Raw genomic sequence first — 13,985 nt, forward strand, 5'->3', positions numbered from 1 at the left:
TATTTTTTACGAAATAAAAATCCCTTTAGGGTATCTGCTCATCCAATTATTTTTCTTTTTCTCTTTCGGGGAGCACGAAACCACATGGCACTTTTTAATTCCACTTCATGGGCAAAATATTCAGTCATTGCTGCCAGCCTTGCGGGAGTGATGATGCTAGGTGGTTGTGCCAAAAAAGAGGAGCACACCACGACAACTTTAAATATCGGCTATCAGAAATATGGCATCCTTCCTATTCTAAAAGCACGTGGTGACTTGGAAAAAGCGCTCAAAGATCAAGGCGTACAAGTGAAATGGGTCGAGTTTCCTGCGGGACCTCAATTACTTGAAGGCCTAAATGTAGGAAGTGTTTCGTTAGGCGAAGCAGGTGAAGCACCACCTATTTTTGCTCAAGCAGCCAATCCAAATTTAGTCTATGTCGCAAATCAACCTGCTGCACCAAAAGCAGAAGCGTTATTGGTACAAAAAGATTCTCCAATCCAGTCTATTAAAGACTTAAAAGGAAAACGTGTCGCACTGAATAAAGGTTCGAATGTTCACTACCTTTTATTAAAAGTCTTAGAAGCAAATCACTTGAGCTTGAGTGATATTCAACCTGTTTATTTACCACCATCAGATGCGCGTGCTGCCTTTGAAAAAGGAGCTGTCGACGCATGGGTGATTTGGGATCCGTTCTTTGCAGCAGCTGAACATCAGATTCAGGCCCGTGTTCTGGCAACAGGTGAAAACTTGGTAAGCAATCATCAGTTCTACTTAGCTGATCGTAAATTTGCAGAAAATAATCCAAAAGTTCTGAACACGGTTGTACAAACGCTAAACCAGACAACTGAATGGGTCAGCACACACCAAGATGAGGCTGCCAAGCTACTCGAAAAACCTACGGCACTTGAATTTGATGTACTCAAAACATCCATTTCACGTATGGGTTTTGGAGTTCAGCCAATATCTGACAAGGTAGCCCAAGAACAACAATATGTAGCTGATGCCTTCTACGCGCAAAAGCTCATTCCCAACAAGCTCACCATTCAAGAAGCCATTTTAAAACTGAAATAAACCCAGCTTGGGCACAGCTTAAATAACGATATAAATGCTGTGCCTTGTGTTAAGGGAACAAGGATATCAATATGCAACATCAGTCATTATTTAATAAGAGTCAGTGGACTCAGTTAGTTAAGCGCTTTAGCGCGGTCGCTGTATTAGGTTTCACAATCGCAGCACCTGCTTGGGCAATTGACCCAACAGTGAAAGAACTTCGTATTGGTTTTCAAAAAAGTTCGATTAACTTCGCGATTGCCAAACAGCAGAAACTATTTGAACAAGAATTTCCAAATGCCAAAATCACTTGGAATGAGTTCCCCGCTGGCCCTCAAATTTTAGAAGCCTTAGCTGTTGGCTCACTCGATGTTGGCGTTACTGGAGACACGCCCCCGGTCTACGCTCAAGCCGCTGGCAAGCCTTTATATTACATTGCTTATGAAGCAGCCAAACCATTGGCCTCAGCAATTTTAGTTCCCAAAAACTCACAACTAAAACAGCTTAAGGACCTAAAAGGTAAACGTATTGCGCTACAAAAAGGTTCTAGCTCACATTACCTACTTGTACAGGCCGTACGTAAAGCAGGCTTAAAATGGAGTGACATTACGCCAATTTGGCTCACACCTGCCGATGCCCGCGCTGCATTCCAAAAGGGTGCTGTTGATGCATGGGCAATATGGGATCCGTACTACGCTTCAGCACAACTAGAAGACCAAGCTCGTGTTCTTGCATCTGGTAAAGGCCTAAGCCCGAACTATACCTTTTACTTAGCCGCTCCAAATTTTGTTAAGCAATATCCAAAAGCTGTTCCAGGACTCATCAAGCAGATCAATCAAGCTGACAAATGGGTCCAAAGCCATCAAGCAGAAACTGCAAGTGCGATTGGCCAAAGTACAGGCCTAAAACCTGCGACCAGTGACTTATTTATTAAACGCCGTCCACGTCCATCATCGGCAGCTCCACTTAACAGCAAAGTCATTGCTGAACAACAGCAGCTTGCAGACATCTTTACTCAACAAGGCATCATCCCAAAACCAATCAGCATTAAACAAGCTGTTTGGGGTGCCAAGTAATTTCAATAGATATATAGGTAATGCACATGAAAATTTTCTGGTTTATTCCTACCCACGGTGATAGTCGCTATTTAGGTACAAGTAAAGGCGCTCGTCAGGTTGACCATGCCTATATGAAGCAAATTGCTGTGGCAGTAGATAACTTGGGTTACGAAGGAGTACTTATTCCAACAGGTCGTTCATGTGAAGACCCATGGATTACGGCGGCTAGCCTAATCGATGCAACTCAACACCTTAAGTTTTTAGTTGCATTACGTCCAGGGGTAACAACACCAGCGTTGGCAGCTCGTATGGCTGCAACATTTGACCGCTTGTCGAATGGTCGTGTTCTACTCAACTTAGTGACTGGTGGTGATGAAGCAGAACTACGTGGGGATGGTTTATATGAAGATCACTCAACGCGTTATCAAACAGCCAATGAATACGTAAAAATCTGGTGTGAAATTTTGACGCGTTCACATACGGGTGAAGCTTTTACATTCCACGGTGAACGCTTACAAGTAGATGATGCAAAGCTACTTTACCCACCTGTACAAAAGCCTTATCCACCTCTTTGGTTCGGTGGTTCTTCAGATGTTGCTGTTGAACTCGCGGCTGAGCAAGTCGACACCTACCTGACTTGGGGTGAACCACCAGCAGCCGTGAAAGAAAAGATCGAACATGTTCGTGCCAAAGCTGAGGCTAAGGGCCGTAAATTAACTTATGGCATTCGTTTGCATGTCATTGTTCGTGAAACCAATGAACAAGCATGGGCAGCAGCTAACGAGCTTATCCAGTATCTGGATGATGCAACTATTGCTGCAGCACAGAAAAAATTTGCACAAATGGACTCCGTGGGTCAGCAACGTATGGCTGCTCTACACGGCGGTAATCGAGACAAACTTGAAGTATCTCCAAATCTTTGGGCAGGTATCGGTCTAGTCCGCGGTGGTGCAGGTACAGCACTTGTCGGCGATCCTGAAACCGTTGCTGCACGTATTCAGGAATATGCGGATTTAGGTATCGATACCTTTATTTTCTCAGGCTATCCACACCTTGAAGAGTCAATCCGTTTTGCAGAGTTAGTATTCCCATTATTACCAATCGAGACCCGAGCTAAACTTGCTCAACCAAACTTAACTGGTCCATTCGGTGAAATCATTGCCAACAACTATGTTCCAGACGAGAAGAAACAAAATAGTTCCGTCAAGGAGCCTGCATGAGCAAAGATATAAATATTGTTTCACGTGGAACGAAACAAGTCGGGCAGCGTCTGCTGCCTTGGATTTTTCCGATTGTTCTATTGGTTGTTTGGCAAATTGCATCGAGTTCAGGCCTTTTAGAAAATCGTATTCTGCCGGCTCCTACGGCTGTCGTTTCTGCTTTTTGGCATCTACTCATTAGCGGCGAGCTATGGCAGCACGTTAAAGTCAGTGCAGGACGGGCCTTACTCGGACTATTTATTGGTGGTGGTTTAGGTTTGCTATTGGGTCTGCTCAATGGGTCTTCGCGTTTCGCCTCTACCCTGCTCGATACAACCTTGCAAATGATTCGTAACATCCCAGCATTAGCACTTATTCCACTGGTTATCTTGTGGTTCGGTATTGATGAAACAGCCAAATTATTTTTGGTGGCGGTCGGAGTCTTCTTCCCTATTTATATCAACACCTATCACGGTATCCGTTCAGTCGATCCACAATTAATTGAGATGGGTAAAAGCTATGGTCTTTCACGTTGGCAGCTTTACAAAGAAATTATTCTACCGGGTGCGATGCCCTCTATTTTAGTTGGTTTACGTTTTGCTTTAGGTCTGGTTTGGGTGTTGCTCATTGTAGCTGAGACTATTTCAGCACAAGCAGGTATTGGCTATATGACTATGAATGCACGAGAGTTTTTGCAAACTGATGTGGTTCTGGTCGGTATTCTTCTTTATGCCCTATTAGGCAAATTAGCCGATGTTCTAGCGCAAATTTTGGAACGTTATTTACTACGCTGGCATGCCGGTTATCAAAAATAAAGGAGCTTAAAATATGACAAATCTGAATTTAAATATTAATCAGAATGACGTAGAGCTCATTCCAGAAAACCATCCAGAGTCACAAGAACCTGTGGTAGGCGCAGAGATTCTGATTGAACAGCTTTATAAGTTTTATGGTGAAGTTAAAGTTCTTGAAGATCTTAACCTTCATATTCAACCGGGCGAATTTTTAGCTATTGTTGGTCGTAGTGGCTGCGGTAAAAGTACTTTATTGCGCTTAATTGCCCAACTTGAAAAAGCCAGTTTTGGAGAAATCAAATTTAAATCTGCCCGACATTTGCGTGAAGGTATTACTAACGATGACATACGGGTTATGTTTCAAGACCCCCGGTTACTTCCTTGGAGAAATATTCTTCAGAACGTGCAACTTGGGCTACCAAAATCGCAACATGCTTTGGCAGAAGAATTATTAGAAAAAGTAGGTTTAAAAGAAAAAGCGGGACAATGGCCTTCACAGCTCTCAGGTGGTCAACGACAACGTACTGCCCTAGCCCGTGCGTTATCTCATACTCCCCGTATTTTATTGTTAGATGAACCTTTGGGTGCATTAGACGCGTTAACTCGTCTTGAGATGCAAAGCTTGATTGAACGTTTATGGAAAGAGCAAGGTTTTACTGCCATTTTAGTTACACACGATGTAAGTGAAGCAGTGCAACTGGCTGACCGCATTATATTGTTAGATAAAGGTCAGATTGCTCAAAGTTTTCAAGTTAATTTGCCGCGTCCACGGAAAAAGAGCATTACTTTTGCTCAGCTTGAACAACAAGTACTCGATGCCGTTTTAGCCACTTAAGGTTGAGATGAGTAATGAGAACCATTCAACCGAAAAATGCCCAATTAACGAGCAATAAAACTGATGATTTATTGCTCTTTTTTAGGGCGGAGATTAAAAAATATTTTTAAGAATAACAATAAACTAGTGAATCTCTCTATTTTTTGCACAATAGTATATCTATTGCTCAAATAACTATCCGTTTTTTCACTAAAAAAGTGAGACACCTGTGCACAAATCAAACGATTTACCTTACAATGGAAACACTATCTTTTTAATTTATGCAGCAAATGGAACAAAAGAAGAGTACCCAAAAGCGCAATCAGCTTCTTGCTGCCGCCCTTGATGTGTTTTCACTATATGGGTTCAGTGGCGCAAGTCTGGATGAAATTGCCCAACTCGCTGACATGCATAAGTCGAATATTTTCTATTACTATGAAAATAAAGAGTCTTTATATGTGGAAGTGCTGACCACAGTTTTACAAAAATGGCTAGCTCCCTTACAAACCTTAGAAGCTGAGTTAGAACCAGCCGAAGCCTTGTCTCATTATTTAATTCAAAAAATCGAACTTTCTCGTAGCCAACCAAAAGCTTCGCGACTATTTGCTTTAGAAATTATTCAAGGGGCACCGCATATTTTGCCTATATTGAAAGGACCCTTGAAAAAGCTATTTAAGCGCAAAGCTAAGGTCATTCAAACTTGGCAAGAGCAAGGAAAAATTTCACCAGATATCGACCCAGAACTTTTAATTCTCAATATTTGGGGTCTTACGCAAAATTATGCCGATTTTGCGACTCAAATGGAAATGGTAACCGGGAAAACTCTTCGTAACCGCAGTATGTTCCAGCGCTCGATTGAGCATACGGTACATATGATGCTCTACGGCGTATTACCTCGCTAAAATAAAAAAGATCGGCAAATTTGCCGATCTTTTTTTAGAAATGATTTTGATAAAGTGCTAAAAGCTTTTGTGCACCCAATAATAAGTTTTCTTCCCAATCCAAATGGGCCGTATCATCTGCTCCATCAGTAATATATTTCACCGAAATTAAACGTACACCTAACTTGTGGCAAACTTTTGCTAACGCATAACCTTCCATATCGACCACATCACAAGCGACCTTCGGCTGACCCGTTTCAAATGAGTCCCCTGTCCCACAAATTCCTTTTGGTAAATCCGCAAAATGCGTTTGGAGATGAATTTCAGCCGCCAAGTGGTCATCTAACGGCGTTACCCCAACTTCAAATCCTAAAGGTGAAACGTCCATATCACGTTGTACAAAAGTTTTTATTTCTACTAAATCGTGCCGATTAAAAGATGAACTTCCTGCTGTACCTAAGTTAATTAAAGTTTTACAGCCTGTTTTTTGAATAACTTCAAACGCTTTAAAAGCAGCATTGATCTTACCAATACCACTGTAATGGACTTCGATACCTGCTTGCTCGAATAAACCTTTAGATTCGTTGGGAAGTGCCATAATTAAAGCGGTATCAGTGTTCATTCAAAAAGCTCAAATCAGAATTAACAAAATTAGAAAGTAAGTATAAATCAGGTGCAAAAGCTTTTTGCACCTTTTCACCTTTACTGCATTCTTTGTTGTAAAGCCACCAAACATGGAGAGAAGAATAGTTTGCCACTGTATGCTCCGGCTAAGGTTTTCTTCATTACCACGCTCCACATCACTAATAATAAAATACTGAATGCCACAGCGACGTATTGTAAAAATACAACTTCAATCTGATGACCTAAATTAAATAAAGCCAAAATAAACACACCAAATGGGAAGGTTAAACCCCACCAACCCAAGTTAAACGGAATACCTGTCTTTGCATGACGAAGTGTTGTTAAAATCGCAAGACCAAGCCACCATAACCCAAAGCCTAAAAGTACTAAACTACCCACAACGCCCAAGGCTTGAAATACATGGGCAAACTCAGGAAAGCCAACATTTACAAATACTCTTTGTGCCTGCTCACCTAGCAATAATAGACCTAAAGCACCTGTCCCAATCGGACCTAAAGAAAGCCAGCTAGAAATCGCGACTTCTTTTTCTGGTAACTGATGCAAAGCCATACGTAACATTAAAATCGTTAAAATGGCAAATGCAGGTAAAACAGAGATTCCCCAAAGTACGTAACCTGCTAACAATAAATGAAAGCCATGCACATCTGCTGGTAAATGTGCAACCAACATGCCCGCAGAACTTGCTGCGACTTCACAAGCAACTACAGGTAAAAGCCAAATTGCAGTCATGGTATGTAGCTGATGATTCTGACGGCTAAACATGCAAAATGGTACGATCCATGCAATTGCTAGTGCTAAAAAAACGTCGATGTACCACAAAGCTTGGGCGATATGAACTGCCACTTCGCCGTAAAGCCCGATTCCGAAGCTTAAAAAGCCATTTAGTATGGTTGCAAGCCCCATCGGTATAGCACCTAAAAACAAGCTCATATTTGGATGATTAAATATTTGCTTCGCTTCATGCGGGAAGAGTAACCACCGCAATAAATAGAGAACTGAAAAAACACTAAATAGAACAATATTAAATTGCCATAACAGCGTAGCCAGCATAAATAAAAATGATTTGGCAAATGGAAGCTGAATTAAAATCATACTGACCACGCCAGTACCCATAGTTGCTGTAAACCAATTTGGGGTAAAATGCCGTATAACATCTTTACTTTGATTTAATTGGTAAAAGGGTCTTTTCATCTTAAGTCTCTAATCAAAGAGTGGATGAGGCTATAGTAGGATAAATTAATAATAAGAAAAATTGATTTATTTTTATTTAATTCATCATTTTTTTAGATATAAAAAGTATTCGTATTGAAAAATACCTGAGTAAAAACACAACAACAAGACGAATCTGTGAGATTATGGCAATATATAGCCCTTGCAAAAATAGCCATATTTTAAGTTCATGAAACTGCTTCGTCTTAATGCGTTATCGCCCAATTTCCAGTTACCACAAACAGCGGTAACTATTGGTAATTTTGATGGTGTCCATTTAGGTCACCAAGCGATGATTGCTCAACTCAAAAAAATTGCTGCAGCACAAGGCTTAAGAACATTGGTCATGATTTTTGAGCCCCAACCGCTTGAGTTCTTTAAAGGCTACGATGCCCCACCTCGTATTAATTCATTACGGGAAAAAGTTGAATATCTAGCTGAACTTGGGGTGGATTACATTGCGGTTGCCAAGTTTGACCAGCATTTCCGTAGCATGAGTGCTTCTGAGTTTGCAGATTTATTAAAAGACAAATTAAATGCTCAAGCTTTGGTTTTAGGAGATGACTTTCATTTCGGCAAAGACCGACAAGGCAATAGCGAATTTTTAAAGAATTACGGCTTTCAAGTCACAAATTTACATACGATTGAACTCGAAGGTGAACGTGTCAGTTCAACTCGTATTCGCCAAGTGCTTCAAGTGGGTAATCTCGCTTTAGCAGCTAAATTATTAGGCCGTCCGTACAGTATTACCGGTCGTGTTCAATATGGCGACCAAATTGGACGAACTTTAGATTTCCCAACGATTAATGTTCGTCTCAACCGCCATAAGCCTTGTTTAAATGGTATTTATGGCGTTGAAGTCATTTGCGAAACAACTTCGCTAACTCAAAAAGTGCTTCAGGATAATCCTGAAAAGCCAGGAATTGCCGGATACCATGAAAACAGCCTCTATGGTGCAGGTCATGTCGGTACACGTCCAGCCATTCAGCAAGAACATCCAGAGTGGAGATTAGAAGTACATTTCCCTGATGTTTCTGCTAATCTGTATGGCTTATTTATGCGGGTGACTTTTCTTCACTATCTTCATGGTGAATTGAACTACCCTTCGCTTGAAGCACTTAAGGCAGGAATTGATAATGACGTGCAGCAATTACGACAATATCGTAACGACACGACACAATTTCCTTTTTAATTCGAATTTTGATTGTAAAACATGTCGGCTCCCAAGCTGATTAAACTGGAAGACAACTTGCATGAGCGATAAGCAAACTACTGAAAATGCAGTGGACTACAAAGCCACGCTAAACCTGCCGGATACTCAATTTGCAATGAAAGCAAATTTGGCAGTACGTGAAGTGAAATGGTTAGAAGAGTGGTATACCGACAACATTTATCAGCAGATTCGTGCATCGCGTATTGGTAAGAAAAAATATATTTTGCATGATGGCCCTCCATATGCGAACGGTACAATTCACTTGGGCCATGCGGTTAACAAAGTACTTAAGGATATCATCGTAAAAAGCCGTACTTTGGCAGGTTTCGATGCGCCATATGTACCAGGTTGGGACTGTCACGGTTTACCAATCGAACTAAAAGTTGAAGAAAAAGTAGGTAAAGTCGGTGAAAAAGTTGATGCAGCCACTTTCCGTAAACACTGCCGTGAATATGCGCTAAAGCAAATTGATTTACAGCGTACTGACTTTAAACGTCTTGGTATTTTAGGTGACTGGGATAATCCTTACCTCACCATGAATTACAAACAAGAAGCCGATATCGTCCGTGCTCTAGGTTTAATCCAAAAAAATGGTCATATCCAGCCGGGCTTAAAGCCAGTGAACTGGTGTATGGACTGTGGCTCAGCACTTGCTGAAGCTGAAGTTGAATACGAAGATAAAAAATCAGACGCAATTGACGTTGGTTTTGGCGTTGTAGATTTAAAAGACTTAAGCGCTCGTGTAAATGTAGATATTCAAGATCCAACTGATATCGTGATCTGGACCACTACACCTTGGACGTTACCAGCGAACCAAGCAGTTGCATTACATGCCGAAATTGAATATCAATTGGTACAAGTGACTACTGAACGTGGTAAGCAAAACTTTATTCTTGCTAAAGACTTAGTTGCTTCTGCAATCGAGCGTTACAAGCTTGAAAACCCAGTTGTTTTAGCTGACTTTACTGGTTCAGCTCTTGAAAATCTTACCCTACAACACCCTTTACTTACCGATCGCCAAGTTCCGGTTATTTTAGGTGAACACGTTATCGCAACAAGCGGTACAGGTGCTGTACACACTGCTCCTGGCCACGGTGCAGATGACTATAAAGTAGGTCTTCAATACAACCTTAAAGTTGAAAACCCAGTGGGTGGTAACGGCGTTTACTTACCAACCGCACCAATCTTTGCTGGCGAGCACATCTATAAAGCCAATCCAAAGATTATTGAAGCTTTAGGTGCTGTAGGTCGCTTATGGGCTCATCAACCAATTAAACACAGCTACCCACACTGCTGGCGTCATAAGACTCCAATTATTTTCCGTGCTACACCGCAATGGTTTATCAGCATGGATCAAAAAGGTTTACGTGACGGTGCACTTAATGCCATTGAAAACGATATCGAGTTTGTACCGAACTGGGGTAAAAACCGTATTGAATCAATGATCGAAGGCCGTCCGGACTGGTGTATCTCACGTCAACGTACTTGGGGTGTACCAATTCCTTTCTTCGTTCATAAAGATACGAACGAATTGCACCCTCGTACGCCTGAGCTCATCGAAGAAGTTGCCAAACTTATCGAGAAAGAAGGTATTGATGCATGGTTTAACCGTGATGCGAAGGACTTCATTGGTGAAGATGCTGAACAGTACAATGCTGTTCGCGATACGCTTGATGTATGGTTTGACTCTGGTACAACGCATTACGCTGTACTTGAGCAACGCGACGAATTAGAAAGTCCTGCTGACTTATATTTAGAAGGTTCAGACCAACACCGTGGTTGGTTCCAATCTTCTTTATTAACGTCTATGGCAATTCACAATCGTGCGCCATATAAAGCCTTGTTAACTCATGGTTTTACAGTTGATGAGAATGGCCGTAAATTATCAAAATCTTTAGGCAACTATATTCCGCTTGAAGAAATCATCAAACAACTTGGTGCCGATGGTTTACGTTTATATGTAGCATCTAGCGACTATCGCTATGAAATTGCAGCATCGAAAGAAATCTTTAGCCGTGTAAGTGATAGCTACCGTCGTATTCGTAATACGCTACGCTTCTTACTTGCAAACTTAAATGGTTTCAAACCAAGTACGGATGCTCTGGCAGTAGATGATCTTATTGCTCTTGATCAATACATCTTGCAACGTGCTAATGAAGTACAACAGACCATTATCGCGGCCTATGAAGAAATGAACTTCCACGTCGTGTGTAGTGCGTTAACAAGCTTCTGTATTAATGACTTAGGTGGTTTCTATCTAGACATCATCAAAGACCGTCAATACACCACTAAGGCTGACTCACAAGCACGTCGTTCCGCACAAACAGCGCTTTACCATATCGTACAAGCATTTGTTCGCTGGATGAGCCCGATTCTAAGCTTCACAGCTCAAGAAGCGTGGCCACTTATTCCTGAACAAACTGAGAAGTATGTATTTACAGCTGAATGGTATGACTTACCTGTTTCATCAAAAGCAAACTTGCTTTCTGAAGCAGATTGGCAAACATTGATTAGCGTAAAATCTGCAGTAAATAAACAGATTGAAGCAGCTCGTAACGCTAAACTTGTCGGTAGTAATCTTTCAGCCAAAGTTGAACTTTGGGCAAATGAATCATTACAAACAGTTTTAAACCAACTGGCTGATGAACTCCGTTTTGTTCTTATTACTTCGCAAGTAGTAGTACATCCATTTGCTGAACAAGGTGAAGCAACTGAAATGGAAGGCTTACGTGTACAAGTATCTGCAGCTGAAGGTGAAAAATGTGCACGTTGCTGGCATGTCCTTCCGGATGTAAATACACATGCCGATCATCCTGGTTTATGTGGTCGTTGTATTGTGAACGTCACTGGTCGTGGCGAAGTGAGAAAATATGCCTAATTCACAAGCTAAAAAAGGCTTATTCCAGTTTTATCCTCACAACCTCATTTGGCTTGGACTTTCTGTCCTTGCCATTGTGTTGGATCAATGGACAAAATGGATTGCAAGTACACATCTGAACTACGCAGATCCTGTACCTGTGCTTCCATTCTTAAACTGGACACTATTACATAACTATGGTGCAGCTTTTAGCTTTTTATCTGATGCTGGAGGATGGCAACGCTATTTCTTCACATCTTTGGCAGGCTTAGTTTCAATACTTTTTGTATTTTGGTTGCTACGTATGCCTAAAAAAATGGTGGTGCTACCTGTAGCTATCGCTTTAATTTTAGGTGGAGCCCTTGGTAATCTAATTGACCGTATTACTTTAGGGTATGTGGTCGATTTTATTCATGTTTATTACCAAAATCATCACTTTCCAGCTTTTAATATTGCGGACAGTGCCATTACTCTAGGTACCATTTTGCTACTCATCGATACATTTTTCCTTGAGAAGCAAAGACCTAAAAATTCGGATGCATAATATGACCGAAATTATTCAGCCTAATGAAGAAATTCGTATTACTGACGGTTCTAAAGTTGACCTACACTTTTCTGTCGCTATCGAAAATGGTGTAGAAATTGACAATACACGTAGCCGTGAAGAGCCTGTTAGCTTGACTATTGGCGACGGTAACTTGTTACCAGGTTTTGAGAAAGCGCTTCTTGGCTTACGTGCAGGCGATCGACGTACAGTACATCTACCACCAGAAGATGCTTTTGGTCCGTGGAATCCTGAAAATATACAAACTTTTGATACGGTTAAATTCGAACAACGACCTATTCCTGGTCACATGATCGAGTTTGAAGATAAAGCAAAAGCAACTTTATTTGGTGTTGTGAAGTCAGTAAATGATGATATTACTGAAATTGATTTCAACCATCCTCTAGCCGGCAAAAATATTACTTTTGAAGTAGAGATATTTAAAGTGACTCCAGCTGGTCAACAAGGCATTAAGATCATGTAAAAAAAGCCCTCGATTGAGGGCTTTTTTATTATTTAACTTTTATTGATGACATAAGAATCCTTACAAATTCTATATTCTCACGCACCTATATAATGAATTAAGTTATAAAGATAAAAATCCTTAGGAAAAACATATGCTGGTCTATATTATCGTCGGAAGTGTTCGCGAAAGGCGCACAGCTATTAAAATTGCCAATTGGTTAGAAACAACAATACCCTCATTTAATCTAAAAGATTTTCAAACAGAAGTAATTGATTTAAAAGAATGGAATCTACCCTTATTTTCAGGTTCTCACCCACCTGCTACAGGTATTTATGATCAACCTAAACAACAAGAATGGGCTGATAAAATTGCCCAAGCTGATGCATTTATCTTTATTAGCCCAGAATACAACCACGGTTACAGCCCAGCTTTAAAAAATGCACTGGACTATGTCGGTAAGGAATGGAGCGGTAAACCAGCCGCATTTATAGGTTATGGCTCAACAAATGGTTCTCGTTCTATTAGCCAAATACGCCAAGTCACTTCAAGTTTAAGTATTGTTGACCCAAATGCTGTAATAGAAATTCGGGATATATTTAAGCGTAATAAAGATGAAAAATTCGAAGCCAATGAGTTTGAAGTAAAAGGGCTTCAATCAATTGTTGAGAAACTACAGAAATATCATTTGTCTTAAATTGAACAAAAAGCCTCTTTTTCAAATAAAAGGGGCTTTTTAATTTTATAAACTTTTTAAATAATTCACTATGTCAGTATTACCCGCCATTTCTGCAAGCTGTAGTGCTGTATATTCGCTTTTATAAGTGACATGCGCCCCTTTTTCAACTAAGAGCTTCACTATCTCTAAATGATCATTCTCAGCCGCTGCTTGTAGAGCAGTATACCCTTCATCATCAGTCTGATTAGGGTCTTCTCTATCTATTAATAATTGTTTTACTTGCTCTAGATCACCTAAAGATGCCCAATAAATCAGTTCTGGAAGAGAGAGTTCTTCATCGTCTTCAGGTATGGGAGAGAAAGAATTAATTTTCACGGGGACACCAAAAATAAAAAACTTCCTCATTATATCCATAGAATCGAGTAAGCATCCAAAAATGATTTGTAGTTCTATATTTAAATAATTCTTTATTGATTGATTTCTTGCTATAAAAAAACACCCCAACCTCTTTTGAGATTGGGGTGTTTGGAATAATGAGCTGGCGATGACTTACTCTCACATGGGTAATCCCACACTACCATCAGCGCTAAGAGGTTT

Annotated in this window: 14 protein-coding genes; 11 read left to right on the forward strand and 3 right to left on the reverse strand. The window is 40.6% G+C overall.

What is annotated here, in order from left to right; genetic code table 11:
• Positions 1-84: 84 nt before the first annotated feature.
• The 6 genes from KNQ97_RS17245 to KNQ97_RS17270 all read left to right on the forward strand — a co-directional run bounded on the left by KNQ97_RS17245 (position 85) and on the right by KNQ97_RS17270 (position 5,799).
• On the forward strand, positions 85-1,053 hold the full coding sequence (locus KNQ97_RS17245) for a sulfonate ABC transporter substrate-binding protein (RefSeq protein ID WP_001173275.1): 969 nt from the start codon (positions 85-87) through the stop codon (positions 1,051-1,053).
• Between the two features lie 71 nt (positions 1,054-1,124).
• The gene (locus KNQ97_RS17250; RefSeq protein ID WP_001164667.1) at positions 1,125-2,108 is read left to right on the forward strand and encodes a sulfonate ABC transporter substrate-binding protein; all 984 of its coding nucleotides are present in this window, start codon (positions 1,125-1,127) and stop codon (positions 2,106-2,108) included.
• Between the two features lie 26 nt (positions 2,109-2,134).
• Positions 2,135-3,310: an FMNH2-dependent alkanesulfonate monooxygenase gene (gene ssuD / locus KNQ97_RS17255; RefSeq protein ID WP_253612514.1), complete on the forward strand. Its 1,176-nt coding sequence runs from the start codon at positions 2,135-2,137 to the stop codon at positions 3,308-3,310.
• Positions 3,307-4,104, forward strand: a complete 798-nt coding sequence (gene ssuC / locus KNQ97_RS17260; protein ID WP_002062446.1) for an aliphatic sulfonate ABC transporter permease SsuC — start codon at positions 3,307-3,309, stop codon at positions 4,102-4,104. The genes ssuD and ssuC overlap by 4 nt, the downstream gene beginning before the upstream one ends.
• A gap of 13 nt (positions 4,105-4,117) precedes the next feature.
• Positions 4,118-4,918 (forward strand): ABC transporter ATP-binding protein, encoded by an 801-nt coding sequence (locus tag KNQ97_RS17265; protein ID WP_000183286.1) that lies wholly within the window; start codon positions 4,118-4,120, stop codon positions 4,916-4,918.
• A 260-nt stretch (positions 4,919-5,178) separates the two neighbouring features.
• Positions 5,179-5,799: a TetR/AcrR family transcriptional regulator gene (locus KNQ97_RS17270; protein ID WP_001186827.1), complete on the forward strand. Its 621-nt coding sequence runs from the start codon at positions 5,179-5,181 to the stop codon at positions 5,797-5,799.
• Positions 5,800-5,833: 34 nt separating this feature from the next.
• Here the strand turns inward: KNQ97_RS17270 and KNQ97_RS17275 are convergent, their stop codons facing one another.
• Positions 5,834-6,400, reverse strand: coding sequence for a 5'-nucleosidase (locus KNQ97_RS17275; protein WP_001090743.1), 567 nt, complete (start codon positions 6,398-6,400; stop codon positions 5,834-5,836).
• A gap of 80 nt (positions 6,401-6,480) precedes the next feature.
• A complete protein-coding gene (locus KNQ97_RS17280) occupies positions 6,481-7,614 on the reverse strand; it encodes a TDT family transporter (RefSeq protein WP_125542579.1) in 1,134 nt (377 codons plus the stop codon).
• Positions 7,615-7,822: 208 nt separating this feature from the next.
• Between KNQ97_RS17280 and ribF the strand changes: the two genes are divergently transcribed.
• The 5 genes from ribF to KNQ97_RS17305 all read left to right on the forward strand — a co-directional run bounded on the left by ribF (position 7,823) and on the right by KNQ97_RS17305 (position 13,406).
• Positions 7,823-8,824, forward strand: coding sequence for a bifunctional riboflavin kinase/FAD synthetase (gene ribF, locus KNQ97_RS17285; protein ID WP_046127449.1), 1,002 nt, complete (start codon positions 7,823-7,825; stop codon positions 8,822-8,824).
• 61 nt (positions 8,825-8,885) lie between these two features.
• On the forward strand, positions 8,886-11,723 hold the full coding sequence (gene ileS / locus KNQ97_RS17290) for an isoleucine--tRNA ligase (protein ID WP_057049426.1): 2,838 nt from the start codon (positions 8,886-8,888) through the stop codon (positions 11,721-11,723).
• A complete protein-coding gene (lspA, locus tag KNQ97_RS17295) occupies positions 11,716-12,246 on the forward strand; it encodes a signal peptidase II (RefSeq protein ID WP_001133879.1) in 531 nt (176 codons plus the stop codon). The genes ileS and lspA overlap by 8 nt, the downstream gene beginning before the upstream one ends.
• 1 nt (position 12,247) lies before the next feature.
• Positions 12,248-12,730 carry a peptidylprolyl isomerase gene (locus KNQ97_RS17300; protein ID WP_000136002.1) on the forward strand — a complete coding sequence of 161 codons (483 nt, stop codon included), beginning with the start codon at positions 12,248-12,250 and terminating at the stop codon, positions 12,728-12,730.
• Positions 12,731-12,863: 133 nt separating this feature from the next.
• Positions 12,864-13,406 (forward strand): NADPH-dependent FMN reductase, encoded by a 543-nt coding sequence (locus KNQ97_RS17305; RefSeq protein WP_031980145.1) that lies wholly within the window; start codon positions 12,864-12,866, stop codon positions 13,404-13,406.
• 45 nt (positions 13,407-13,451) lie between these two features.
• Here KNQ97_RS17305 and KNQ97_RS17310 read toward each other — a convergent pair whose 3' ends face one another.
• A complete protein-coding gene (locus tag KNQ97_RS17310) occupies positions 13,452-13,802 on the reverse strand; it encodes an ankyrin repeat domain-containing protein (RefSeq protein ID WP_000353868.1) in 351 nt (116 codons plus the stop codon).
• Positions 13,803-13,985 lie beyond the last annotated feature (183 nt).

Source organism: Acinetobacter sp. UC24323, from assembly GCF_024151445.1.
Taxonomy (GTDB): Bacteria; Pseudomonadota; Gammaproteobacteria; order Pseudomonadales; family Moraxellaceae; genus Acinetobacter; species Acinetobacter baumannii.

Excerpts from the sequence above, each read along its gene's own strand:
- lspA (WP_001133879.1), top strand. The coding sequence starts at position 11,716 with ATGCCTAATTCACAAGCTAAAAAAGGCTTATTCCAGTTTTATCCTCAC.
- ribF (WP_046127449.1), top strand. The coding sequence starts at position 7,823 with ATGAAACTGCTTCGTCTTAATGCGTTATCGCCCAATTTCCAGTTACCA.
- KNQ97_RS17280 (WP_125542579.1), bottom strand. The coding sequence starts at position 7,614 with ATGAAAAGACCCTTTTACCAATTAAATCAAAGTAAAGATGTTATACGG.
- ssuC (WP_002062446.1), top strand. The coding sequence starts at position 3,307 with ATGAGCAAAGATATAAATATTGTTTCACGTGGAACGAAACAAGTCGGG.
- KNQ97_RS17265 (WP_000183286.1), top strand. The coding sequence starts at position 4,118 with ATGACAAATCTGAATTTAAATATTAATCAGAATGACGTAGAGCTCATT.
- KNQ97_RS17245 (WP_001173275.1), top strand. The coding sequence starts at position 85 with ATGGCACTTTTTAATTCCACTTCATGGGCAAAATATTCAGTCATTGCT.
- KNQ97_RS17275 (WP_001090743.1), bottom strand. The coding sequence starts at position 6,400 with ATGAACACTGATACCGCTTTAATTATGGCACTTCCCAACGAATCTAAA.
- ssuD (WP_253612514.1), top strand. The coding sequence starts at position 2,135 with ATGAAAATTTTCTGGTTTATTCCTACCCACGGTGATAGTCGCTATTTA.
- ileS (WP_057049426.1), top strand. The coding sequence starts at position 8,886 with ATGAGCGATAAGCAAACTACTGAAAATGCAGTGGACTACAAAGCCACG.
- KNQ97_RS17305 (WP_031980145.1), top strand. The coding sequence starts at position 12,864 with ATGCTGGTCTATATTATCGTCGGAAGTGTTCGCGAAAGGCGCACAGCT.
- KNQ97_RS17270 (WP_001186827.1), top strand. The coding sequence starts at position 5,179 with ATGCAGCAAATGGAACAAAAGAAGAGTACCCAAAAGCGCAATCAGCTT.
- KNQ97_RS17310 (WP_000353868.1), bottom strand. The coding sequence starts at position 13,802 with ATGGATATAATGAGGAAGTTTTTTATTTTTGGTGTCCCCGTGAAAATT.
- KNQ97_RS17250 (WP_001164667.1), top strand. The coding sequence starts at position 1,125 with ATGCAACATCAGTCATTATTTAATAAGAGTCAGTGGACTCAGTTAGTT.
- KNQ97_RS17300 (WP_000136002.1), top strand. The coding sequence starts at position 12,248 with ATGACCGAAATTATTCAGCCTAATGAAGAAATTCGTATTACTGACGGT.